General features: G+C 39.0%; 18 protein-coding genes. 8 read left to right on the plus strand and 10 right to left on the minus strand.

Features of this window, described 5'->3' with window-relative positions; translation table 11 throughout:
* Positions 1-485 precede the first annotated feature (485 nt).
* Entirely contained in the window at positions 486-1,052 is a 567-nt protein-coding gene (locus EZ428_RS18860) for an RNA polymerase sigma factor (RefSeq protein ID WP_131554758.1), read from the plus strand.
* 26 nt (positions 1,053-1,078) lie between these two features.
* Here the strand turns inward: EZ428_RS18860 and EZ428_RS18865 are convergent, their stop codons facing one another.
* Positions 1,079-5,263, minus strand: coding sequence for a hybrid sensor histidine kinase/response regulator transcription factor (locus EZ428_RS18865; RefSeq protein WP_131554759.1), 4,185 nt, complete (start codon positions 5,261-5,263; stop codon positions 1,079-1,081).
* A gap of 381 nt (positions 5,264-5,644) precedes the next feature.
* Here EZ428_RS18865 and EZ428_RS18870 point away from each other — a divergent pair, with 381 nt between their 5' ends.
* The 7 genes from EZ428_RS18870 (at position 5,645) to EZ428_RS18900 (ending at position 14,667) form a co-directional block, all read left to right on the plus strand.
* Positions 5,645-6,370, plus strand: coding sequence for a GntR family transcriptional regulator (locus tag EZ428_RS18870; protein WP_131554760.1), 726 nt, complete (start codon positions 5,645-5,647; stop codon positions 6,368-6,370).
* Positions 6,371-6,540: 170 nt separating this feature from the next.
* The gene (locus tag EZ428_RS18875; RefSeq protein ID WP_131554761.1) at positions 6,541-7,353 is read left to right on the plus strand and encodes a sugar phosphate isomerase/epimerase family protein; all 813 of its coding nucleotides are present in this window, start codon (positions 6,541-6,543) and stop codon (positions 7,351-7,353) included.
* 7 nt (positions 7,354-7,360) lie between these two features.
* On the plus strand, positions 7,361-8,152 hold the full coding sequence (locus EZ428_RS18880; RefSeq protein ID WP_131554762.1) for a phytanoyl-CoA dioxygenase family protein: 792 nt from the start codon (positions 7,361-7,363) through the stop codon (positions 8,150-8,152).
* Positions 8,153-8,194: 42 nt separating this feature from the next.
* Positions 8,195-9,196: an L-rhamnose/proton symporter RhaT gene (locus EZ428_RS18885; protein ID WP_131554763.1), complete on the plus strand. Its 1,002-nt coding sequence runs from the start codon at positions 8,195-8,197 to the stop codon at positions 9,194-9,196.
* A gap of 169 nt (positions 9,197-9,365) precedes the next feature.
* The gene (locus EZ428_RS18890; RefSeq protein ID WP_131554764.1) at positions 9,366-10,301 is read left to right on the plus strand and encodes a ribokinase; all 936 of its coding nucleotides are present in this window, start codon (positions 9,366-9,368) and stop codon (positions 10,299-10,301) included.
* Positions 10,302-10,340: 39 nt separating this feature from the next.
* Entirely contained in the window at positions 10,341-12,905 is a 2,565-nt protein-coding gene (locus EZ428_RS18895) for a formylglycine-generating enzyme family protein (protein WP_131554765.1), read from the plus strand.
* A 760-nt stretch (positions 12,906-13,665) separates the two neighbouring features.
* Complete coding sequence (locus EZ428_RS18900; protein WP_131554766.1) at positions 13,666-14,667, plus strand: hypothetical protein; 1,002 nt, start codon at positions 13,666-13,668, stop codon at positions 14,665-14,667.
* 230 nt (positions 14,668-14,897) lie between these two features.
* On the opposite strand, the gene EZ428_RS18905 is transcribed toward EZ428_RS18900, so the two are convergent.
* The 9 genes from EZ428_RS18905 to EZ428_RS18945 form a co-directional block, all read right to left on the minus strand.
* On the minus strand, positions 14,898-15,605 hold the full coding sequence (locus EZ428_RS18905) for a hypothetical protein (protein ID WP_131554767.1): 708 nt from the start codon (positions 15,603-15,605) through the stop codon (positions 14,898-14,900).
* Between the two features lie 44 nt (positions 15,606-15,649).
* The gene (locus tag EZ428_RS18910; protein WP_131554768.1) at positions 15,650-16,780 is read right to left on the minus strand and encodes a cytochrome-c peroxidase; all 1,131 of its coding nucleotides are present in this window, start codon (positions 16,778-16,780) and stop codon (positions 15,650-15,652) included.
* 5 nt (positions 16,781-16,785) lie between these two features.
* The gene (locus tag EZ428_RS18915) at positions 16,786-17,400 is read right to left on the minus strand and encodes a hypothetical protein (protein ID WP_131554769.1); all 615 of its coding nucleotides are present in this window, start codon (positions 17,398-17,400) and stop codon (positions 16,786-16,788) included.
* A 5-nt stretch (positions 17,401-17,405) separates the two neighbouring features.
* Positions 17,406-18,848, minus strand: a complete 1,443-nt coding sequence (locus EZ428_RS18920; RefSeq protein WP_131554770.1) for a RagB/SusD family nutrient uptake outer membrane protein — start codon at positions 18,846-18,848, stop codon at positions 17,406-17,408.
* A 20-nt stretch (positions 18,849-18,868) separates the two neighbouring features.
* On the minus strand, positions 18,869-22,150 hold the full coding sequence (locus EZ428_RS18925) for a SusC/RagA family TonB-linked outer membrane protein (protein WP_131554771.1): 3,282 nt from the start codon (positions 22,148-22,150) through the stop codon (positions 18,869-18,871).
* A 1-nt stretch (position 22,151) separates the two neighbouring features.
* Entirely contained in the window at positions 22,152-23,162 is a 1,011-nt protein-coding gene (locus tag EZ428_RS18930; RefSeq protein ID WP_131554772.1) for a FecR family protein, read from the minus strand.
* Between the two features lie 104 nt (positions 23,163-23,266).
* Positions 23,267-23,800 (minus strand): RNA polymerase sigma factor, encoded by a 534-nt coding sequence (locus EZ428_RS18935; RefSeq protein ID WP_165501825.1) that lies wholly within the window; start codon positions 23,798-23,800, stop codon positions 23,267-23,269.
* Between the two features lie 226 nt (positions 23,801-24,026).
* Positions 24,027-25,343 (minus strand): acetylxylan esterase, encoded by a 1,317-nt coding sequence (locus EZ428_RS18940; RefSeq protein ID WP_131554774.1) that lies wholly within the window; start codon positions 25,341-25,343, stop codon positions 24,027-24,029.
* Between the two features lie 277 nt (positions 25,344-25,620).
* Positions 25,621-26,655: a LacI family DNA-binding transcriptional regulator gene (locus tag EZ428_RS18945; protein WP_225871096.1), complete on the minus strand. Its 1,035-nt coding sequence runs from the start codon at positions 26,653-26,655 to the stop codon at positions 25,621-25,623.
* Between the last annotated feature and the right edge of the window lie 60 nt (positions 26,656-26,715).

The following is a 26,715-nucleotide window of genomic DNA, read 5'->3' on the forward strand; positions in this document are numbered from 1 at the left end:
AATTTGCTATACGATGTCCTAAAGAATCCTGATTTTTACAAAGTACCTTATGTATCCTTTGGTCAAATCAAAAACCAAATTCTTCCTATCAGGTTTCTTTCTCTTGCTGTTGTCTTTGTTGATTACTTATTGATCGCCAACGATCGAACGACGCCGCTGCATTACCCCTAACTTTCGGGGAAGCATAAATTTTTAAAAAATGTTGGATTATATTTCACAGTCCCACTTACGGGTACCGTTAGCCTGATTAAATAGGCCTAAGGGCGATTTTTTTACCGAAATGAGTAAAAGAAATACGGATTGAAGTAATTGAAAATAGACTCCTTTCCTGTTCTTTGCTAAATAAGATTAACCATTTAATCATTCTGAACCAGTAATTCTAAAGTTGAAGTATTCCCGTGTGCAAGCAAAAAGCGGTAATACTTTTTCGATCTGGCGATAGTGCTTGAGGTGGTTTTAAATCAACCAAATATAATTCTAGTAGTATGTACAAGGAAAATTGTTATCAGGAAGAGCTTAGACTTGTTGAATTGATGGCTAGCGATAGTGAATATGCTTTTCAATTATTATATAACCGTCATCATAATCGTATTTATAGACTTGCCCTACGATACCTTAAATCTACTTTTATTGCTCAGGAAGTTGTGCAGGAAGTATTTTTAAAACTTTGGCTGCACCGTAAATCAATGATGGAAGTACGTTCATTGGAAGGTTGGTTAGTCACCGTTTCCAAAAATAACATTCTAAATAAGATCAGAAAAATTGCAAATGAATGGAAAGCAATTGATCAGTTAGCCCATACACAAGTTTTAGAAGATAATAGCATGCAGGATGGCATAACAGACGCGGATTACCAATTGTTATTAAATGACGCCTTAAAATCCCTATCTGTTAAACAATTGCAGGTATTTACGCTTGCTCGCACCGAAAACCTATCTTACGTTCAAATTGCAGAACATTTAAACATTTCTCCCTTGACAGTTAAAACACATATGTCCAGGGCATTGAGCCACCTTAGGGATGTTTTAAATCCAAATCATATTTTTTCCTGATAGCTTGGCATCAAATTATTTAACTCCTAGGGGTGTTTAGATGGTTTCTTTTTATCAAGCTGTTGCTGATATTGCGAAGGAGTCATTCCAAATTCTTTTTTAAAACTATTAGTAAAGTATGCTTTAGATGAAATTCCAACCCGATACATCAGTTCGGTTATCAAGACATCCTCATGGGTCATGATCTCCACGGCTTTTTTTAGCCGGATGGTCCTGATGAACTCGTTACCACCCTGCCCAGTAATATCTTTTATTTTTTTATACAATTTACTGTTGCTAACACCCATTTCTCGGCAAACAAAATCGATATTAAGATCAGGTTCTTCCAGCTTTTCTTCAATTAGACGAAGTAGTCTGTCCATAAAATCCTTATCCTTGCTCGTATGAACTAAATCCCTAGCTTCCACTTGATAATCCTTGAGGTACCGTTCCTTAATTTTTTGTTTCTGTTTAAAGAGGTTTTTGATGGTTAAAATCAGTAAATCGGTACTCACGGGCTTGCTAAAATAATAATCTGCGCCAGATTCAACACCCTCAATACGAGATTCTAGCGCATCCTTTGCGGTTAGTAAGATAAAAGGGATGTGGCTGGTTTCAAAATCTTCCTTAATATGTTTGCAAAAGTCAATGCCATCCATTAAAGGCATCATCACATCACTAATGATCAAGGCTGGGGAAGTTTCCTTGGCCTGCTGTAGCCCCTCGGCACCATTTCTGGCCTCAATAATATGGTATGCCGATTGAAGTATTTCTTTAAAATAGGCTCTTAACTCTTCATTATCCTCCACAATCAATACAGATTGTTTTAAGCCCGGGATTGGATCAGTTGGTAACATCCCAGTATCAACCAAATGCCTTCCAGAAGCTTTTTTATACTGTATGCTTTCAATCTGTACACCTCTCTCCATGTCATGCTCTGGCCATAATTCGTCTTTTTGGTAGTCGTTTTTATCGCAGGGAAGAGATATCGTAAACTGGGTGCCCTCATGGCGCTCACTGTGCACATATATGTTGCCCTTATGTAGAAAGACAAGACTTTTCACAAAGGCTAGGCCAATGCCTGAACCCAAATGAGTATCAGATACCCTAAAGAAGCGTTCAAATAAATGATTAATGGATTCCTTTGAAATACCTATTCCAGTGTCGCTAACACTGATAAAAATCTGGTTATTGCCCTTATAATCACTCTCGAGTTTTAAAGAGTTACCTAAAGACGGGTGAGTAGCATCTAGAGATGATGAAACATGAATGGAAATAGTGCCACCACTGGGAGTAAACTTAAATGCATTGTTAAGTAAGTTTAAAATAATTTTTTCAACCACCTGCCTGTCAAACCAAATACCCTCATAATCGGCATCAAGGACTACATCTAAGCTAATATTGGTCGCTAAAGCTTGATCTTTAAAATCCTGAACAATTTCCAGCAAAAAGCTAGTGAAGTTTCCGGGCATTACTTTTAACTTCAAAACACCCGATTCTACTTTCCTGAAATCCATCAATTCGCTAATTAAATGCAGTAATCGATTGGCGTTTCGATTTATGGTGTTATAATAACGGGTAAATCCCGAATCTGGATCTAATTTAAAGATCTGTTCCAAAGTGCCAATAATAAGGGTTAGTGGAGTTCTAAATTCATGTGATATATTGGTAAAAAACTGAAGCTGTAGCTGATACATTTTCTCCTTGTTCTCTTCATGTATTCCACGCAGTTCAGCCTTTCGCCGATAATACAAGACTAGAAATACCGATACCACCAACACAATAACAGCTAGTGTCTTAAACCATATCGTTAAATAAAAGGGCGGGGTAATGGTTAGATGAACGGATGCTGCCCTTGTATTCCAAAGACCGTCAGGACTACTTGATTTTACATGGAACGTATAATCCCCCGGATCTAAATTGGTATAGCTTGCCCTTCTCTGGTTGCCAACGTAATTCCATTTTTTATCAAAGCCTACCAGTTGATAAGCATAACTTGTCTTCTGCGGTGATACGTAATTTAGTGCGGCATACTCAAACGAAATAACCGATTGGTTGTGATCGAGAACTACATTGCGGTTTTCTGCAATGTACTTTTCTATTGTACCGTTTTTTTGCTCCTTTATGCTTTTATTAAAAATAGATAAATCCGTTATATAGGTAGGATAACTGTAATCTAAAGCCTTGATGCTATCCGGATAAAATGTGTTAAATCCATTCACACCCCCGACAAATACCTCTCCCTTACTAGCGAATGCAGCGTTCTCATTGAATTCAAGTCCCTGCAACCCATCAGCCCCGGTGTATTGCTTGATAAATTTTGTGTCAGGATTATACTGTATCAGGCCACTTGTTGACCCAAGCCATAAGTTACCTTTCTTATCTTCAATAATGGATACGATACCCTGGTCAGTCAATAACGGATTGCCCGAACAAAGCATGAACTTATTCTTTTTCCGGTCAAATAAATAAAGTCCTGTCTTACCTGCCCAAAGCCGTTTTTTACGGTCGCTATAAATGACGCGAACAGCGTCTCGCAAATCATTCTTGTCATCGTTAAAATAATGATAAAAATGTAGCCTATCGGGGGTTAAATAATTTAAGCCCTGACCTAACGTGCTAATCCATAATGCTCCATAGGCATCTTCATGGATGCATAAAACGTCATTTCCAATAAATCTGCTCTTACCATCCTGCGATGACAGTATCCTTTTAAAACTATTGGTTTTCGGATCGAAGAAATTAAGCCCCCCATAAAAATTACCAACCCATAACATCCCATTCTTATCAGGATAAATATTAAAGACAAAGTTGGAAGTGATGGAACTTGTATTTCCCGGATCATTAAGAAAACGTGTAAAATTCCGCGATTTACTATTATAGCGATTAAGTCCGCCACCCCAGGTAGCCACCCAAATAGTACCCTCCCTATCCTTCTTGATATCAAGCACGGCATTAGAGCTCAAGCTGTTCGCATCAGTTTCCGAGTGTTGAAAGTAGGTAAAACGACCTGTCGATTTATTCAATACATTTATTCCACCACCATCTGCACCTACCCAAATCTCACCATTATTGCCCTCGCAAAAGGTCTTAATATCATTAAAGGATAAGGCACCAGGCCATGTGCCCCTGCTGTAATTTTTAAATTTGGCTGTCAATGGCGAGTAGATATTTACCTTCCCATGATAGGTACCTATCCAAATATTGCCTTGGGCATCCTCCATTAAACCCAATGCAGTTGGACTGGAAAATGAAAAAGGCTTCCGCTGATCATTTTCATAACTTATAAACCCTTTATTCCCGGTTGGTTTAACGTTTAAGCCCCCATGTTCGGTACTGAGCCAAATGTTATTTTTATGGTCGCAAATAATATTCTTAATTATATTGCTTGATAAACCTCTGCTGTTGCCTTGCCCCTTTTGAAATTGCTCAATCTTATCTGTTGCTGGACTGTATTGAAAAACACCATTTCCTTGTGAGCCAATCCAAATAAAATCATTTAAGTCTTTCTTAATGGCATTTATCCTATAGTTTTTTAAGGTGTTTAGGGAAGAATTGCTCAAGGCAACAAATTTACGCCGATCTATGTCAAATTTTTCGATCCCACTCCCCTCGGTACCTACCAAAATGTGCTTATTGTCATAGTTTCCTATGCAATTTACTCGCCGAGTTTCAGCTATCCGATTAGCGATAAGCGCATTGCCATAATACTTGAATTTCTGTTGTTGTTTATCAAATAAATTTAACCCTAAAGATGTTCCAATCCAGAGGTTTCCGCGTTGGTCTTGATGTAGGCTGACTATAAAATTACTGGATATCGAGCCACTGATGTTGGGGTCGTGCATGTAGCGGGTAAATTTATCCAGTTTACGGTCATACATATTCAAGCCATAATTGGTGGCAATCCATATCCTTTGCTCTTTATCTTCAATAATATCGTTAATATAGTTGCTACTTAAACTGGTCGGATCTTTTTGCTTCTTTTTATAGGTAATGATGTCATAACCATCATACCTATTTAAGCCATCTTGGGTACCAATCCATATGTATTTTTGCTTGTCCTGGTATATTTTCATCACATTACTGTTCGACAATCCATCCTCTCTGGTTAAATACCGAAATTTAATTTCGCCTGGTTGGCCAAATACAGGTGTGAAATTTGAAAACAGCAACATCAGCATTGATAACATCCTGATATTGAAAAAATAAGATATGTAATAAGACTTGGGCATATTTGGTTAAAAGGAAATGCTAATTTAAGGTTTTAACATAAGTAAGATGCGATTATATAAAACATTCAGAGAAATTGCTAAATTAAAATATAAAATGGCACTCCCTATTGAAGCAAGATGGTTTACTAAAAGCAAACACTCACCTTAACTATTTTGTGTTTCAGAAATGAAGTGCACTTCCACCCTATCAGAAAAAACTTACTTATAGTTTGAGATTTTGGAACATCTTAAATCCAATAAATTTAAGGTTCCGCAGTTAGATGCATCATCATTTGCAAATTGGTTACTTAAATAATTCAGATGTAGCACTTATGAAGAAGGCTGGTAATTTTAATCAGGCACATTGCCATCCAATTCACCGTTAATTTATTAATATTGTAAATGGCCAGATCGCAGATTAAAGTACCCCAATACCGTCAGCTGTATGAAACCTTGAGGAAGCAAATTACCAATCGAGTCTATAAAGCCGGCGATCTGCTCCCATCGGAACATGAACTGTCGTTGGCCCATACCGTAACGCAACCTACCATTCGGCAAGCATTGGCTTTGCTTGTTAATGATGGTTATATTAAAAAACATCAAGGTAAGGGAAGTATTGTGCTCGAGCTACCCAAGGGGCTTGGTATTTTGTCTATCGAGGGTCGGTTGGCAAATTCAGAAAATGACGGCGATAATTTAACAACTAGAATTATTGATGGACCCAGGCTTACCAAGTGGCCTGCAGATATGATATTCACCCCCTCACAGGCCGAGTTAAAGCGGTCCTGTTTTTACATAGAAAGGCAACGTAAAGTAAATAATATCGTTGTTTTTTACGAAATACTTTATATCGTTAATCAAAACCTACCAAAATTTGCCTCCAAAAGCTTGGAAAATAAATCATTGTACGCCTTGTTAAGTAAATCTTATGAGATTGAGATAAAAGGTGGGGAACAAAAAATTTGGTCAATAGCCGCAGATATAAAAACCAGCAATTACCTTGAAATACAACTTGGCAGCCCAGTTTTACGCCTGGAACGCAGGATTGATACCAACCGCGAAAATTTCAGCATATATACCTCTCTCTACGTAAATACAGAACGATATTTACTACAGGGACAGATCTAACTACCTCTATTCCTGAGCTAAATTGTCATTTCTTACCTATAATCAATCAGACGATTTAGAAGACAAATGCTTTATTAACATCATTAACTTATTATACTATGTTTTTGTAACATATTGTATTGCATTAAATTGAATTTGTTTATATTTGACTTATTATAATAAGTTAACATATGAAATTGAGAACCTTCCGGCATTTATGGGGTATAACCGATTCCTTCGATCAGGTATTCCCACTGATTAAAAATGAAGGCTATGATGGTATTGAATACAAGGGAGCGGCAGCTGCCTCCAACCCCGCATTTAAGGGTTTATTAGATCAATACGGGTTTAAATTCATTGCACAAGTACATACCATCGGAGAAACCGTTAAGGATCACATTGAATCATTTAAACAAATTATACAAGCCTCACTTATATTAAATCCTATTCTTTTTAATAGTCAAAGCGGCAAGGACAGTTGGACGGTTGCGCAAAAGCACGAATTTATTACTGCTGCCCTAGCATTTGAAGCGGAAATTGGAATACCCGTAGCCCATGAAATACACAGGGGCAGGATTACCTACAACCCTTGGGATACGCGTGATTTCTTACTAGCCTTTGAAGAATTAAAACTTTGCTGCGATTTTAGCCACTGGGTTTGCGTTTGCGAAAGGCTTATCGATTCTGAAATGGAAATTATCAAACTATGTGCCCAGCGCTGTATCCACCTGCATTCTCGCGTAGGTTATGAGCAAGGTCCACAAGTGTCAGATCCACGGGCTCCTGAATACGAAGCTCATTTATTAGCACATGAGAGGTGGTGGGATATCATTTGGAAAACCCAAAAGAATAATGGAAACCTCATCTCTACACTAACCCCAGAATTTGGTCCACCAGAATATCAACATACCCTTCCATTTACAAAAACACCCGTATCAGATCTGTGGGAAATATGCACATGGATGAATAACCGTCAAAAAGAAAGATTTAATCAAAATAAATAGCACTAATATGTTAAAATCATCAGAAATTATTCAGCTACCTGAATTTCAATTATTAAGTGAGCAAAATAAAAAAGACTATCAAGAAAATGGTTTCCTGCTTATCAAATCCTTGTTTTCAAAAGAGGAAACCCAAAAATTAAGATCTATTGCCGAAAAGGATATACCACAAACTGAGATTCTGGTAAAAGGAGATCAGAGCGGCAACATCACCAAACTTAAAATGTGGGACAGGCCTGGAGATGATATCTATGGCATGTTTTCTAGGAACGAACGCATTGTGGATAATGTGGAGGTATTGTTTGCCGAGCCTATTTACATCTACAGTGCTAAAATGATTCTGAAAAACGCTAAAGAAGGCGGAGCTTGGGAGTGGCATCAGGATTATGGCTACTGGTATAATTATGGGTGTTTGTTACCTACAATGAATAGTTGCATTATTGCTATTGATGCGGCCAATAAAGAAAATGGTTGTTTGCAAGTGCTAAGAGGGTCGCATAAAATCGGCCGAATTAACCATGATCGCATTAACGACCAAACCGTTGCCGACAACGAAAAAATACAGGAAGCGATCAAAAAATTTGAACTCGAATATATAGAAATGCAACCTGGCGATGCCTTAATTTTTGACGGAAACCTCTTGCACCGATCAGACAGTAACCAATCTGAACATGACCGATGGAGCTTTATAGCCTCTTATAATACTGTTGCAAATAAGCCATATAAACGAGTCCGAGAATATGGTAATTACGAAGAACTGGTAAAGGTACCACGTTCTGCCGTGGCAGAATTCTCTTTATAGCATCAGTTAAAGTTTTCATCATCGTTCATAAAAAAATTTGTAATGAATATAACCGTTGGATTGCTCATACTCTTTATTGCTGGCTTTTTTCAAGGCAGCTTTATATTACCCATGACAATGACTAGAAAGTGGAACTGGGAAAATTCCTGGTTTACCTTTTCACTCTTAGGCATGGTGCTACTAAATTTGGTATTGGCTTTTGCTTTTATTCCAAATTTGCTTGCGGTATACCGTTCCGTGTCGGCAAATACACTGCTTTTACTACTCATATTTGGATTAAGCTGGGGCTTAGGGGCCGTACTTTTTGGTATTGCCATGAACAAATTGGGCATGGCCTTGGGCTACCCCGTTATCATGGGGCTTATTGCAAGTTTTGGGGCAGTTATCCCCATGCTTATATTTCATACCGATGAAGTGATCACTCCCAAGGGAGTAACCATCATGGTTGGTGCTTTAATTGTGGTTTATGGCATCGTGCTTTGCGCAAAGGCTCATTATTTAAAGGGAAATACCAGCAATGGTGGGGTTCATCAGAAAAAAAATCAGGATATTCTAATCGCAGTTGCAGCTGGCATTTTATCTTGCCTGCCGAATATTGGTTATTCATTTGGGCAACCTCTTATTGATGAAGCATTGAAGGCTGGCGCATCAAATTTTATGGCCGGCAATGCCGTTTGGGCTTTGTTTTTTACCATGGGATTTATCCCTAATGCTGCCTACACAATTTATCTGATTAACAAAAACCAAAGCTTTTCTTTATTCAACCAATCTCTGGCAAGGAATAGTTTAGCTGGATTAGCGATGGCATTCATGTGGATCGGGAGCTTTTATCTGTATGGTATTAGCACCATAAAATTAGGCACTTGGGGAGCAATTATAGGCTGGCCTTTGTTTATTTCACTATCCATTATTACAGGCAACCTTTGGGGTTTAGCAAAAGCAGAATGGAAAGGTGCTTCCGTTAACGCCCAAGTTAAATTAAAGCAAGGCATGATGGTTATTTTTTTTGCCATCATTATCATTAGTTTTTGCAATCTTTTATAATAAATTGCATTAACCAATTAGGCGTAAAATTGCGTTCGTTATTAGCATTTAGCACATAGAAATTGTAAACCATCTCAAGGAAATCATCATGAATGCCCCAATCAATTTGCAATGAACAAAAACTTGCTGCACATCATGGCTTCATTAATGTTAAAAAATAATTATTTCAATGAAAAATAAAAATATAGTGGTTATAGGCAGTTATCTGGTAGCACTGGTCATGGATACAGATCGTATTCCCTTAACAGGAGAAACTGTGCTTGCCCGTAATTTCCGACAAACACATGGCGGTAAAGGCTCTAATCAAGCAGTGCAGGCAGCACGTTTAGGAGCAAACACCTCTTTTGTGGGCCGCATTGGTAAAGACGCTTTCGGTGAATCGTTCATTAAACTTTGTGAACTCGAAAACGTAAATGCCGAGTTCGTTTTTCAAAGTACCGACATGCCAACTGGCGCAGGTTTTATCATTTGCGATGAGCTCGGATTTAATGTCATCACGATTGATATAGCAGCCATTAACCAATTTAGCCGAAAAGACATTGATACGGCCTTATCGCTGATCACTGACAATAGCATTGTCTTGTTACAGCTGGAAATTCCGCTGGATACCGCTTTATATGCAGCCGAAAAAGCTAAGCAAAAAGGGGCAATCGTTATTTTAAACCCCGCACCGGCACAAAACTTAATGGGTTATGATCTTTCGATGATTGATATTTTAACCCCAAATGAAACAGAAGCAAAAATATGTGCTGGCTTAGTCAATGATGCTGCTTACAGTGATGAGGAAGTAGCCCAACAACTTTTGAGCCTGGGGTGTAAAAACATCTTGGTTACACTGGGAGAAAAAGGAAGCTTTTTATGTAACAGTTCTGTAGCCATGCTCATACCCAGCATTTCAGTAAATGAAGTAATCGATACTACCGGAGCCGGAGATGCCTTCAACGCAGGACTAGCGGTCGCTTTATCCGAAGGTAAAATTATCATGGAAGCCGCACAATTCGCCAATGTAGTGGGTGGCTTGTCCGTAACTAAATCTGATACTATCCCATCTTACCATTTTAGAGCGCAAGTGCAGGAATACATGGATCGGTCGGCTCATGTTTAGCAATGCATCCTTATACACAATGAATGATAAAATTATCAAATGAAAAAATCCTTTAGATTAATATTATTGCTGGGCATTTCCCTGTTTCCCATTGCTGACGCTTTTAGCCAAAAGCAGGATTACCTAACTTTTCCTTTTTCGCAGTTTGCCATACGTAACGACTGGGATCCTCCAATGGTGTGGAAATACAGGCCTTTTAATGACATTGTTGAAACCGAAACCATTATTGCCCCGCCGGCGATGAACGAAGATTGGAATGCTTGGTATAAGAAAATGAAAGCCTACCAAACGCACCTTCGCGGTCACTTAAATGATACCTCCTCTATTTATCTGGAGCTAAAGATTAAAAACAATACCAAGGTTAGGCTACATTACAAACGAGTGCTTACTAAAATGCGCTTAAAACCAAACGACAAAATCAGGTTTGAAGGTTTGGCAAAAAATGAAAAGGGACGGTCGCAATTTTCTGTGGGTTTAATTTTTGTAAAAAAGGGACAGGAACTAAGCCATGCCATTGTTAAAGCACCTATAGTTGATTCTGTATCCATAACACAAAAATTGACCTCCCTACACAGCGAATTTAAAATTCCAGATTTTGATACTAAAAATTTAGTGGTACAGCCCGTTGTATATTTTAGCAGCACAGATACCGGTACCGTGAAGATTGAGGTGATGAACCTTAAATTAACTATTCCCTCCAGTCCTGAAAATTTGAAGGTATACAATGAGATGCGCCCTTCGTTTTATCCCCAAAACATTGGTGTGGACAAACAGATCTACAATCGCCCAGAAATGCAATGGACAAAAACCAATTTCATTTCTGGATTTGCCTATTTATGGGATAAAGATTTCTGGGATGCTGATAAAAAGGTCTTTACTACCCAAAAATATTGCGATAAGATGAAGCGTGAGTTTGGCGGATTCCAGTCGGTTCTAATCTGGATAGGTTATCCAAATATTGGTGTCGATGATAAAAATATCTGGGAAACCATAGACGCCATTCCTGGGGGGATCAAAGGCTTACGCGATGCCATATCAGTGTTTCATCAAAACAACGTCAAGGTATATTTCCCATATATGCCATGGGAAATAGATACACGCCGCTCCCCCATACCCGATGATAAACATTGGACACAAGTACTCAAGAGTACAGATGCTGATGGTTTGTTTTTTGATACCTGGTTTGATGGCGATAACTTTCAAAAGGAGCTTGACAAAAGCAAAAGAGGATTAAGCATCGGCACCGAACATCACCCAACACTTCAAAACATACAGGGCTACAATGCCATAACAACATCTTGGGGGCAAACACTATCGCGTTATAACAATAATGGGATTTCGCGGGTTAAGTGGCTAATCCCAGAACACTTGCAATGGATCATACAACGGTGGGAACATAGCCGGCAGAACAATATGGCTTACAGTTGGATTAATGGACAGGGCATCTTGGTTTGGGAAAACGTGTTCGGGCATGTAAATACCTGGAACGCCATTGACCGTCAAACCTTGCGTAAAATAAATGCTATTTACAAGCAGTTTGGATACCTGTACACATCAGATTCCTGGAAACCATATTTACCAAGCGGGAACGCACACATCCATCTTTCATCATGGGAAAACAGCAAAGCCCGTATATGGAACATCGCCACCGATAAGGAACATGCGGCAGGGAAATTTGATTTGCCCGTAGCGGATAAAACGATGACTTATTACAATTTATGGACGGGCGAGAAGCTAAGCGTAAATAAAAATACCGTAACTATTCCACTCGACAGGTTTTCATGTATACTGGGGCTCAAAACCAAACCCACCGCTGCAATAGTAAACTTATTAAACCTCAACAAAAGGGAAACAGCAACTCCTCTACCAGCCGTTGACAAACATACACAGTTTACGCTCACCACTGCAGCCAAGCCAGCTCCAAAAATGATGGCTTCTATGGTACCCTTACCGCCAAACCTATTGACAGTGAAGGCAGGGAATTATACCCTAGTGACCGAACATGTCAAACGCGAATCCGATTGTTACCCGGATAGTGGCGCCAGTAGTAATTACGAAAACAAGGTAGAAAATGGAATGATCGTCCATAAAACCAATGTTGCCATCCCAACCTTTCAAATCATGTCAAAAGCCGTAACAAACGTCCAATTTACTGAGTTTGTAAAGGCTGTTAAATATATTCCGCAGGATACTGTCAATTATTTGAAACATTGGAATGGCACAGTTTGCCCCGATTCTTTGCTAAATAAACCCGTTGTAAACATTACGCTTGAGGATGCACGAGCTTACGCCCGCTGGGCCGGGATGCGTTTGCCTACCGAATGGGAATGGCAGGTAGCTGCGCAGGAACATAAAAAGGATTTTATTTTTAATGAAGTATTTGAATGGAATGAAAGCGAACGATTTGATGGGCATAATACGTTCGTGACGCTTCGTGGCGGTTGTAAATACTGGACTCTACAAACCTCACGCTGGTATTTTCCCGGCACCCCAAATCAGAAACCCGCAGGCGGACCGCAACCTTATAATTCACACAGTATCTATTTTTTAATGCAAACTGGCTTCGATAGGGCCAGTACGATCGGCTTTAGATGTGTAAAGTAGACCTGTTATATTAAACCCATTAATCCATATCGTTAATTTTAAATTAGTTGAAGGGAAACCTGCATAAGTTATGCAGGTTTTTTCACTTATGGTGCCTGGGCACTTTAGCTATCAGCGAAGCGATTATCTTTGTAAACCCACGATATGAGGAGTTGAAGCCTGAATAACCCTACTCAAATATAATTTCAGTTGCCATCAATTGCATAGCCTTTAGTTACCTTTTCAATCTGCTGATAGCTGAATTAATACGATACCCAACACAGGATACAAACTGTCCAAAACATGCTTTGAACATCCACCGTCATAACGCAACCCTCTGGTCTAAAACTCCATAAAGGTATTTATTCAATGAGCTATTTCTTTAGCCAACTAAAAACATCGGAACATATAGCTGGATTTTTTTAATAAGAGAAATAGCTAACTTCCTAAAACACTCCTACTAATAAATTGAGTGCTTTTATGTTTGTCAGATGTGCATTGCCAAATTATAAAATCACATGACAACATATTTGTTGAGTATGTACACCATTGCTTCACTTGCTGGGTCTATAAGTATAATAAGCAATTAACCAATTATAAACCAGTCAATTAAATGAAAATGAAATTCTTTTTTAGCAGCATTCGTGCTGCCCTATTGCCAGTTGTGCTCTTAAGTGCATGTGCAAAAAATCCCGATTCCGAAGTAATGAAAAATCCTGCTGTTGGAACAAGCAGTACATCTTCCACCAATTTTGCCGCCCTTGCGGGCACGCCCTACCTGGTGTTTCGATCAGGTTTTGAGCCTGGCACAGGTAATACCATCGATTACCCTCGAATGACCGGAGGCAGTCATACCGGCCTTGGAGAGGATATTCAAGGCTTTACCACTAACTTCTCCTACAGTAAATGGGTAAACGACCTTGAAACATTACAACCATCAAAATATAAACTCTTTAGAATGAACTATGAAGGTGGAACCTATACAGATAGAAGGGCGGAAATCATTGCCAACCCAGTAAAAAATGTGAATAGCAACAACAGCAATACGGTACTCAGATTCCGCCTTACCAACGCTACCATTCCTGAAGGTAGTTATATGAAAGGGCGTGTTGCAGCAGAACTATTCTCCCAATCACTCGCACCTGGTGCCACGACCGCAGATAAAGCCGTAGCTTCAAATGTTACCGAATATTATCAAAAAGTCAAGTTTTACCTTCCAACTGATTTTAATCTACTCCAATCTTCAACATTTCCGGTACCGTATTCAGGCGATTGGTTGTTGCTATGGGAATTTAGAAATCATATCCCTACCACCACAGGGAAAGACTCCCGAGTAGCTATATATGTTACACGTGCTAATAATGCGAGTACGACGAAGTTCCACTTTATCATGACCTGTGATGAAATGGGCGTAGGTGGGCCACCCGTAAACATCTGGAAAGATGAGAATTTTAATTACACGATCAACTCTGGCAGATGGCTGGAAGCGGAAATCTATCTAAAACAAGGAGTTGGAAGTGCAGGTAGAAATTACTTTGCGATGCGCAACGTCAATGCGAATGATACCGGCACGTGGTATAAATTGACGGATAAATATGCTACTAACATCCACCATAATAATACAAACCCTCAGGGCTGGAACGGATGGAACCCGATGAAGGTATATTGCAGTGCCCCTGTTCTTACTCCATTTCAAAATGCTGGGAAGTCATTTGTAATGTATTGGGATGATCTTGAAATTCGAGAAAACCAGCTTCCTACACCTGGTGCAATAGCACCTTAACCAATTTAGAATTGAAAGTTATTGTATCTGGTATCAGATATAACAATTATATTAAAACATTAGGTGACAGCCATCCCCCTTTAATAGGTTTTTCCAATTTGGGGGATGGCAATAACCCCAACAATAACTTAATGCAGCAATGCTCGTGACGGGTCGGTTCAGATAAATTATTACCAAATCTTCGATAACCCCATCAATGATGTCAATGATCCAATAGTGAATTCATACCCTTAATTCAGTTGTATGCCAAACAACATTCCAATCCAGGGCTTACCCTGATAGATCCAGTTACCCCTGTTTTTATCCATCAATAAATCCGAACCAATGGCCAGCCCAAAGTTAAAGCGCTTGGCATCATAAATACCTGCAAGACCACCCTGTATCACAAAGCCATCATATTCATAATCAACAGTGTTTTGAAGAACAAAAGGATTCATGGTCACTGAGCCCACCCCAAGAAATGCACCAAATCCATACCCATGGCCAGTCAGCCTTAACTTGCCATTGTCTTTTGCCACCGTATAGATATCGTTTCTCTGACCCAAATATAACGCCCCATTAAAAGTTGCATTCATTTGCTGGGGAAAGCCCTCTACCGAAGGCCTGATCTTGAAGGGAATGGTAATCACGTCAAGGTCGAGGACAGTCCTTGTCAATCTCACCTTTTCTGAATCCTTGATCTCATTTACACTTAGGGGTGACAAAGATCCCGCATCCCGCAGGTAAAAGAGATTTTCATCCTGGGCGGACAACACCTGTAGGCGCTTGCCAGTAATGGCAGGCTTGTCAATAACCGGATTGATACTGCCATAGTCTTTAGCTGTCATGCTGTAAACTCCTTCAGGGAGCTGTTCAACTCGGTGCAGGGTATTACAGGAAGCTAAAATCACCACCAAAGCAGCTATCACTAAAATGCTCCTTACTTCTTTTCTTATCATTTATTAAAATATAGTGGAAAACCCCGAGGATTCTCCACCATGTGTTATTTTGGCAAGACCGGGGGATTGATCTTGTTAACCATCGTACTTATTGATTTCAGGAATGCTTCCAGCTGTTGTTGCTCTTCAAGCGTTAAATTTAACTTTCTCAGCATGGCAGATTTTGGGGCCTTCAATGAATCCGCCACCTTCAGGCTCCTCTGGGCAGCAATCGGGTTCCCTAGGTTGTAAAACTCAATCACATCCTTGATCGACGGGAAATTACCATGGTGCATCCAGGGCCCGGTAATATTGGTTTCCCTCAATGAAGGTGTCCTCATCTTGCCAACATCCCTTAAATCCTTGGTCACGTTATAAAGTCCCAGGTCCTCAAACCTAGAGCCCAAAAGGGCCTGTCCATCATTATGGAACCTGTTATCGCTGAACAGGGGTGTATTGTGGCAATTGATACACCTGGCCTTGGTACGAAACAGGTGCAAACCAACAACCTCTTCATCTTTTAAGGCTTTGGGGTTGCCCTTCACAAAAGAATCAAAACGGCTATTTGTACTTACAATGCTTCTTTCAAAGGTCGCTATCGCCTTTTGTATTTTATCTAGGTTAATTTCCTCGCTACCAAAAGCTAGTTTAAACAATGGTTTATATCCCTCAACCTGGTTTACGTTTTTAACCATTTCTTTGAGGTCCATGTTCATTTCCACATGGTCTGCTACTGGGAAACCCGATTGATGTTCAAGACTGTTCGCCCTGCCATCCCAAAAGAACTTTTTGTAAAATGCGGTATTGATAATGGTCATCGCATTGCGTTTTCCATTTTGACGATCGTGTCCATAAGCCACACGTTTACCATCTCCCCAACCTAATTCTGGATCATGGCAAGATGCACAAGCAATTTGTTTTGAGGATGATAACCTTGGGTCGAAGAACAACGTCCTTCCGAGTTTCTGTTTTTCTTCAGAAAATGGGTTATCTTTTGGATAGGTAGGTCTTCCTAAATAACCAATATCGCTAAATCCCTTTTTAGCTTCTTGATCTAAATCTGGTTTTGGCCACTTTGCTGGGTCGCCACTGTAAAGCTCACGCAACTCTGCAATGGTATATTCTTTTTCTTGCAAAAATGCAGAGCCAATTAAAAACACTGCTATAACTGAAAATATAACTATAAATCTTTTCATGGCTATTAATTTAAAACAAGTGCAACTGGGCTTATTTTGTATTTAATTGTTTGTGATGTTCCGCCAATGGCTGTTTCATTAAACTTAACTTCTAAATCTATCACCTTTGTATTCTCATCATAAGTACCTGAACCACTAATACCGATCTTGAATGTTGTTAAATTTGCCCTTGTTAAAGTAACATCTTGTACAACAACCTTAACAATTCCTGTTTTGGCGCCTACAAAGTCTGGAAAGAACTGTAATACTTTATCGGCATTTATTTTTACTGTTTTGATGTTCGTCGTACCTGTTTCAGCAGTATATAATTTAACCATATCAAACATAGATGTCCCGCTATCTGCAACTGCAGCATTTGTAAAGCCCAATGCCGTTGGATCTGAAGCAGGAATTGTAGAGAAATGACTAAGGATCCTAGCTGTCCACTTACTACTTGTTGGATCATAACGATAAACAAAAGGCTGATAGAATTGTACATTTTGATGAAATGTAGCTATTGCCGATATTGATGGCGTTGAAACTGGCTGATCTGGATATAAGTCTGCTTTAGCTGTTGGCTCGTCTTTTTTACATCCTACAAATAATATTGTAGCTAAAAGGATGGTGAATAGTTTTTTCATTTTAATTATTTGATATAACCAGGGTTTTGTGTCATATTTCTATTGGCGTTAACTGTATTTGCAGGAAGCGGCATAATTAATTTATCATCGTTAGTGTTAAGATTTTTAGTTACAGCGGTAACATCTACCCTAACAACATTCTTCTTTTTTCTTAACAAATCAAATAGCAAACTACCTTCAAACGCTAATTCCTTTCTTCTTTCTATAAGGATGGCATCAATTAAATCAGTTTTTACTGTTAAATTCAAAGTGCTAGCACTAGCATCACCACGTTTCCTTATTAAATTTAAATCTGCATTAGCTGTAGTAAAATCTGGAGTAGCTTTTTCAGCAGCAGCTTCTGCTCTTATTAAATGTAATTCTGATAGCCTTAATAATTTAATTGGTGTTGCCAATGGACCGCCAGCCGCGTACTTTTTAGTGAATAGATAATTTATGCCGCTTATTGCTACCGTATTAAACATCGAGGTATTTCTACGCACATCAGTATCACTGTATAAACCTAAAAGATCATTGGTTGCGGCAAACATCCTATAGCCAGAAGTATTATTAAAATCATAATAACCACCTAAACCAGTTGAATTAAAAGAGGTTTCTAAGGCCAGCTCAAAAATTGATTCTGATGATGGAACGCGACCTGTCCAACTGGCTACATAATTAGCATTTGTTAATAAAGTGTATTCATTGCTCTTGATCAAGTTATCTGATAAAGTAAAGGCTGCATCCCAATTGTTTTGGTTTAAGTAAACCTTGGCTAATAATGCAGTTGCAGACGATTTTGTAAAGTAGTTTTGTTTGTAACCTCCTTTTAAAATTCCCGTATTTGTATTATCGAAAGCTGTAATTGCATCATTTAAATCGGCAACAATTGCTTGATAAGTTTGTGCAACAGTAACCCTAACTGGCGATGGATCTGCAAACAACTGTGGTTGTAGAATAATGGCAATTCCGGGATGAGAAGCATTAGCGGTAAAGTTGAACGGTCTTGCAAAAATTCTAACCAAATCAAAGTGGATCAATGCCCTGATACACTTCGCTTCGGCAATTACCTTTGCTTTTTCTACACTAGAACCCTCTGCAGTTGGTGTATATTTAATGATGTTGTTTACATTATTTAACTCACTGTACAAAAACGAATAGGTGTCGTTCATTGAAGATTCTTGTGCATTTTGAGCAGCATTGTACACATCCTCTAAACGAAGGTTAGTGGTTTTACTGAACTTAATATTGCCTCCCAAAATATCCGCATAAACCATTAAATTTCTTTGATAGTGGCTTTCTTCTAATAAATTGTGGTATGCACCGGCCAATGCCGTTTTTGAACCAGAAACATCCTTAAATAAATCTTCCAAGGATATCTTATCAGTTGGTTCTTTATCCAATAGCTTTTCGCAGGATGATATAGTGATTGCGAATAGGGAAAGTAATATGATATAATATTTTTTCATCGTTTTATAATTTGATTTATTTATAATCCAACCTTAATACCGAACGTAAAGGCCGAAGTTTCTGGATACACAAACCTTCTTTCGGCTATGCCGTTTCTACCTTTTGTGCCAGCATCTTTATAAACATAAAGTAGGTTGGTAGCATTTGCAAAAAGCGATGCATTATTTAAATGAAGTCTATCAGAAACTGTTTTAGGCAATTTGTAGCCTAACGAAACGTTCGCTAATTTCAAATAGCTTGCATCGTATAAATATCGAGATGAATTTGCAACAACATCTCTGATAAGTAGAAGTTTGGGAATGTCTGTAATGTCCCCAGCTCTTTGCCATCTATCTATTAAATTAACACTCTGGTTTCTATTTTGAAGATTTCTTCCATCAGATTCGTCTACATAACTTACTAATTTACTAGCACCATAGCTGTATAAAATGGTAAACGATAAATTAAAATCATAAAGGTTAAATGCATTAACCATACCACCCTGAAAATCTGGTAACCGATCGCCCAAAACACTTGTAGAGCTTATTGGCAATGCTTGTATTTCATTTGCTGTTTTGATTTCTCCATTTGCATTAAAAAATTGTTCAGCACCATTCTGCGGATTTACTCCGGCCCATTTATACCCATAAATAGCAGTTGAACTGCTTCCAACTCTTAAACCCGCAGCATCTGTAGCAGCAGAATATAAGGCAGAGTAACCATTGTTAAATGATATCAATTTGTTTTTACTTGTACCTAAATTAAATGACAAATTCCAATTAAAATTTTTCCTTTCCAATATTTCACTATTGATAGACAATTCAAATCCGCTGTTTCGCATTTTGCCTGTATTTGCAGAGATTAATGAGTATCCTGTTTCTAAAGGCACATAAACGGATGAAATTAAATCTTCAATCGTATTGCTAAAATATTCTCCTGTAACCTGTAACTTGTTAAACAAGGTAAAATCTAGTCCAAAATTTAGTTTATAATTTTTTTCCCATCCCAAATCTGGATTTGGTGCAGATGAGTTCTCTGGATATGAAGCTACATTTCCATTATAACTGTTACCGGAAGCTGTTCCAAAATCATATAATCCTCTTGCGGCATAGGTTCCAATTCTTGAATTACCTGTAGAACCATAAGTGGTTCTCAATTTTAGAAAACTTAAGGTTTTATTGTCTTTTAGAAAATCTTCATTGCTAATTACCCACGCCAAACCTACCGAACCATTGAAGGCAACTTGCTTATCTCCACCAAAAATAGACGACTTATCTAAGCGGCCATTGATATTTGCATAATATTTTTTAGCAAAATCATAACCTAATTGAGAGTAGTAGGAAATTGTAGCATCTGAAGATGATGATGAAGCTGAGGTTTGTATAGCAGCAAGGTTAAGCACCCTCAATCTATCGTACGTGTAGCCAGAACCCTGCCCTCTTAATAAATCGGTGTTTTTATTTTCTACTTGTGTACCAACCAAAAAATTTACGGTATGTTTTTCCTTAAATACTTTGTCATAAGTAGCTTGAACAAAACCTGTATAACCTAAATAATTTCTATCGTAAATTTCTAATCTTCCGTTTGCATTCCTACCTGTTGCATTTAAGGCAGATTGATATTGCTTTTGCTTATTTTGATAACTATCGGCACCAAATGTAGCTGAAATGGCTATTTCATCGGTAATTTGATAATTAGCATTAGCATTGGCTAACAGTTGCATACCTTTGTTACTTTGCTCATTTTGTGCTAAAACTGCTAACGGATTTGGCACATTGGAAAAATCTGAGTAGGTTCCATCAGTATTGTAAGGTGCAAAATTAGGTGGCAGTAGTACATCACCATAATTAGAAAGCGCATTGCTTTCAGTAAAAGTTGGACTAAAATTGAAACCAACCTTAAATTTATTAGCCAGCTGGTGATCTACTCTTAAACGGACATAGATTTTTTCTAAGTCATTACCTAAAGAGCTAGCTTGTTGGTTACGATAACCACTTGCAAACCTAAAAGTTGTTTTATCTGAGCCACCAGAAACATCTAAACCAGCATTTTGATAAACAGCATTGCGTTGCGTTAGATCAAACCAATCGGTGTTTATGGTATTGCTACCCGCCAATTGAGTTGCCTCAGTTACTGAACGACCACCATTGATATAAGTTTCTCTCAATAAAGAATAATACTTTGGGCCGCTTAACCACTTATATTCATTTATAAAAGTGGCAACACCGGTATCATAACTAAAATTCAACCTTGTTTTGCCTGCACTGCCCCCTTTTGTGGTAATGATAATTACTCCATTGGCTGCATTGGCACCATACAATGCTGAAGCTGTTGCGTCTTTTAATACTGCTATGCTCTTTATATCATCTGGGTTGATATTTGATAGTGGATTTAAATAAGTCTCTCCATTAAAAACACTCGCCTCATTTCCTCTTTGTTGCTCGTAAGCTGGTATGCCGTCTATCACAAATAATGGTTGTGTAGAAGTTCCCCTACTGGCACCAAAAGTTGGCAGAGATCCTTGTCCACGAATGTTGATTTTAACTGGCGTATTTAGCTCAGTGGTAGTTTCTACCTGCACACCCGCAACCAAGCCCTCTAACATTTTATCGAAACTTTCAATTGGCCTGTCTGTTTGTAGTTTCTCTGCGCTTACTTGTGCAATACTACCCACAACGTCTTCCCTACGCTTTTCCTTGGTATACGAACCTGTAACTACAACTTCATTCATCCCGAAAACATCATCGGTCATTTCTACCTTTAAATAAGTTTGCTTAGTCAAAACAACCTCTTTGGTTTGCATGCCTATGTAGATGAATTCTAAGATGGTATTGTCTAGATTATCGCCAGTTAACCTTAAGGTAAACTGACCTTCGCCATTGGTTACGGCCCCTTGCCTAGTCCCTTTTTTAAAGATGTTTACACCAGGCGTCGGTAATCCATCGTTAATTACCAAGCCGCTAATCAATCTCACTTGGGGTGGAGTTTTCCTTTCGCCCTTGCGCACGGAAATACTGGATCCAGAAATCCCAAAATCTAAACCTAATTGCGACGAAAGTGCATCTAAGGTTGCTTTCAAGCTAGTTTTAGAAGTTATGTTAACCTGTTGTTTTAGATCAATTTCATTTTGATCGTAATTGAATTTGTAGCCGGTTTGTTGTTCAATCTCTTTAAAGACTGAAGACAATGGCTTGCCTTTTATGTTAATGTTTACGATCGTGGTTTGAGGTTTAACATTTTGCGCCCTTACAAGGCTGCAGATGCTCAACAAAAACACGACAGCAAAAATTGACAAAACATACTTGTTGTAGTTTTTCTTCATGTTAGTTTGTTAGGATAAAAGTTTGGTTGGTTTGTTTATAGTTAATTTTTTTGGCAAAACAGATGCTCTTGATGATAGTGAGGTAATCCATTTTTTCAAATTGCCCCGAGTACTTCCATTTTAAGCCTTTGGTGCGGTCTATAAGTTGGATACCATAGGTATTATGTAACCTTGTAGCAATATCTTCAAAAGATGCATTTTCAAAAATGATGCTTCCATCTTTCCAGGCGGAAATGTTAGCGGTGTTAAATGCCGATCTCGTCAAGCCACCAGTCTCCAGATTAAAAGTAGCCATCTCTGAAGGCTTCAAGGTCATTCTATCCCTTCCCCCAACAGTTTGTACTTCGACCTTACCCTCTACCAATGCCACATTAATCCTTGGCATATTTTTATAAGCAGACACGTTAAATCGGGTGCCTAATACCGTTGTTTTTATCCCATTGGCCATTACACTAAAAGGTCTGGTTTTGTCTTTTGCTACTTCAAAAAAAGCTTCACCATCTAATTCCACATCACGTTTATCCCCCTCAAATACCTTGGGATACCTGATCGTACTGTTACTGTTCAAGGATATCTTGGTGCCATCACTTAATACAAATTCGCTAATCTTTCCATTACCATTGTGAACGCTTACGTAGCTTACCTCATTAAATTGGCTTTGGTATAATTGATAACCCCCAAATGAAAATACCACAAACAACACTGCAGCCAAGGCCCATTTTGTGAATGCAAAACCTTGCTTTTTTTGAGCTGACAATGGAATAACGGCAATATGTTCCTGAGCCATAAAACCATCGAACCTAGCAAATTCATCTTGCAATTCTTGCTCATCCAACCTAAGACTTAACTTGGCCAGCAATCGCTCCGCATTATAAATCTCATCCAATTTCTCAGGATGGCGTGAAATCCAATCTGTCCAAAAGGCAATGGCAGCCGCATCGGTTTGATGGTAGTATGCGATGAAGGATTCATCAGCGGCAAAATCTTCAGAATGATAAAGGTTAGGGTTCATCTTTTGCTATTAAAATCTGATAAATAATAATTTATTCATCTTCAATTAATACTAAGAGTTTAAAACCCACAGAATTTACCAGGAAAATTTAAAAAAAAATTAATTTAGGATCTCAACTCATCCCTCAACGTGCAAATCGCACTATAGATGTGGTTATAAACCGTTCTGGGCTTAAGTTTGAGCATCAGGGAAATAGCTTCATAATTCAGATCCTCAAAGAACTTAAGCTTGATGATCTCCCTTTGCATCGGGGTCAGTTTATTGATGGCCTGCCACATCTTAACTTTTGCATCGGCATCAGTCTCTGCAGCAATCAAGAGCTGCTCATAAGAGTTTTCTGTCAAGTGCGCAAAATCTTGATCATTAATTAGATCTGTTTTTTGGTCTTGCTTTATTTCCTTGAGCAACTTGTTGCGAACGCAGGTTTTTAAGTATGCCTTTGGATTATTGACTTCCCCTATCTGCATCCTTCTTTGCCAGATATCACAAAAAATCTCATGCAGACAGTCCTTCACCTTGTCCTTATCCGCAATCATCCTAAATCCAAAGGCAAAAAGCTCCTGATAGCAGCTTTGGTACAATGTTTTCATTGCATCAGCATTTCCATTTCGGATATCTTGCCAGGTTTCTGAATTCATTCGATTGATTGAAAATGACTGTATTGATTTCAACCACATCTAATGTTGAAGTTACAATGATCGCATTTTAAGATTAAGAAATGAGACGCTAAATTAATTGTTTTTTTGGGTAATTAAAAGTAGAATTTAAAAGGGTGTTAAGAAATCACTCAACCAATAAAAATCAGATGTAAGATATCTAGCAGGAGGCCGAATGCGTACATAGCTACATGATTTACTCAATCACCTAAAACCTGTAATTTGCAGTCTGTTCCATCTGAAAATTCGAGAACAGCCAATTATTGAGCGTCTCATACTGCTCTCCATAGGCCCAATGTCCAGTGTCTGGAAATGGCTTGAGGATTTTGATGGAAGAAATATTATTATAGGCAGCGTACATCGATGTTGGAGGACACACCTCATCATTGAATCCCCAAGTAAAAAAACCTGGCACCTTTATCAACTGTGCAAAATTAGCCACATCATAATAGCCGCATGTACTTATTTTGTCTTTTTTGTTGTTGAATTCATAATTATAGGATTCAAAATACTGTGGCCATCCCGCGGCTCTCTTTTTAAACGTTGCAGTAAGGTCGCTCAGTGCAGGGTACATTGCCGCAAGACAGGTTACCCTATTGTCCAGGGCAGCAGTCACGACCGACAGGGCACCGCCCTGGCTACCACCTGTAACCCCAAGATCCTTTCCATTGAACTGCGATAGGGATACCAGGAAATCGTTTGCCCTTAAACAGTTAAGGTATACCCTTTTATAGTAGAATTTGTTTTTGTCATCCAAGTTAAAGTTCTGGTAGTTGTTAAGTGCTCCACCCGCCAAACTCGCATATACATTAGGCTGCATGTCCACAGGAATACCATGTATACCGATCTCAAGGGTGATCATTCCTTTTTCTGCAAGAGCGATGTCCCCGGCATACGGCCTTATCCCTGCTCCTGGAACTTTAAGAAGTGCGGGATATTTTCCTGGTTTGGTCGGTATGCAAAGGATGCCGTACACCCGAGACCCCTTGCCATACCCTTGGATATTGACCTGAAACACACTTGCTTTTTCTGTACATCGCTCAGGGATGAGCACCATTTTTGCATCTAGGGGATAATCCGAAAGTTCCTTTTTTCCCTGGTCCCAAAACTTTGAAAAATCCGCTGGAAGTTCGGCAACAGCCTTTATCCGCTCTGGCTCAAAGCCCACGGTGGCAAGACCTTTATACTTTACGCCATTAACCTCCGCCGTGACAATGCAACGGAGGAAACCCGGTTCACGCAGCGTCCCCCCGTCAAGCTCCATGTTACCTAAAAAAGGTATACCAGTTTTCTTGACTGTTGGTTCCAGTCGCTCTTGCCCTATTTGATAATCGAGTTTTAGGTCCCTGACCGGCACGTTGAATCTTGTTACTTTGACCACGAACTTTACTTTTTCACCCACCTTATAAATCCAGTCAGCATGGTCAGGGCTAATGGTAACCTTGATCAACTTCTCTGGAGGAATCTGGGCAAAACAAGTTAATCGAATTGAAGCAAAAATCATGATAAATAGAATGCGGTTCATATGGATTTGGTTTATATATAATGTACTTTCAGTACCATTTAGTTTGGAGAGCGACCGAAAAGATAGCTCCCGTAAACCAAAATAGTGCAACTTATAAAAATAGTATAATGCCCAACATCAGCATCATACATTTTTTGCAGTTTGTTGAATTTGGTTTGCAGCTGAAAACCAACTGCATCGTCAAACGAAAATCGAAGATTCATCTTGACATGAGCCCTCTCCTTATTTGTTTGATTTACTAAAGGTAACTGAAATATTAGTACCTCCATACTTAAGGCTAGCCATTACGCCGTACCGATGACGATCTTACCAATAGATCGGAGTCCAATATGACCGTCTTATTAACCACCTGTCCTCCCTCTGCAGTCAATTGCTCAATGACAAGTTCCCCGATCGTTTCGCCCATCTCATACCCTGGATAATGGATCGTAGTAATTGCTGGTGATGTGACCCTTGATATCAAATCATTGTTAAAACCAACGATAGCCATGTCATCAGGTACGCTAAGACCCTCTTCCCCTAATATCACTTGTGCAATTGCCGCACATGAATCATTGGTGATGAACAGCGCATCCGGCCTGCGATCCCTTTTCAATACATCATTCAGCAACACCGTTCTCAATGCAGGTTCCGTCAATTCGACGCTCAGCATCAGGCTGGGGTCAAATGCAATGCCATATTGATCCAAGGCCTTTCTGTAACCTTCAAAACGGTCTTTATAGACACTATGCGTCATACTGCCTGTAATGTGAACAATGTCTTTATACCCTTGCATGATCAAGTGTTCAGTAGCGATATAACCAGCCCTGAAGTTATCGATCACCACCTTTGTCGAAGGAATTTGATCGGTTACCCTGTCAAAAAGTATAATCGGTATTTTCTTCTTGAGAAAACCATCAAAGTGCCCAAAATCTTCTGTCTCCGTGGAAAGGGAAATGATCAGTGCATCAACCCTACTGTTAAACATCGTTTGAACATTGTTTTTCTCCTTTAATTCCTTTTCAAAAGATTGGCTGATGATCAGGTTATAATTAGCCTTATTTACGATTTTTTCAATCCCCGAAAGAACCGATGAGATAAAAAGACTGTTAAGCTTGGGAACGATCACACCAATGGTATGGGTCCGCTGTACCCTTAGGTTACTTGCGAACTTGTTCCTTTGGTAACCAAGTTCTGTAGCCAATTGCTCAATTCGCAGTCTGGTTTTCTTATTTATTGCCTCATAACCACGCAAACCCCTACTCACCGTAGTGGCAGAGAGGTTTAATTGCTTTGCCAGATCATAAATTGTTATTTCTTTATTATTCATCATTAGTTTGACTAATTATTGTTTTACCTGAGCGGACAAATAAGTATTTATTTGGATTCATTG

It is taken from the genome of Pedobacter frigiditerrae (assembly GCF_004331645.1).
Taxonomy (GTDB): domain Bacteria; phylum Bacteroidota; class Bacteroidia; order Sphingobacteriales; family Sphingobacteriaceae; genus Pedobacter; species Pedobacter frigiditerrae.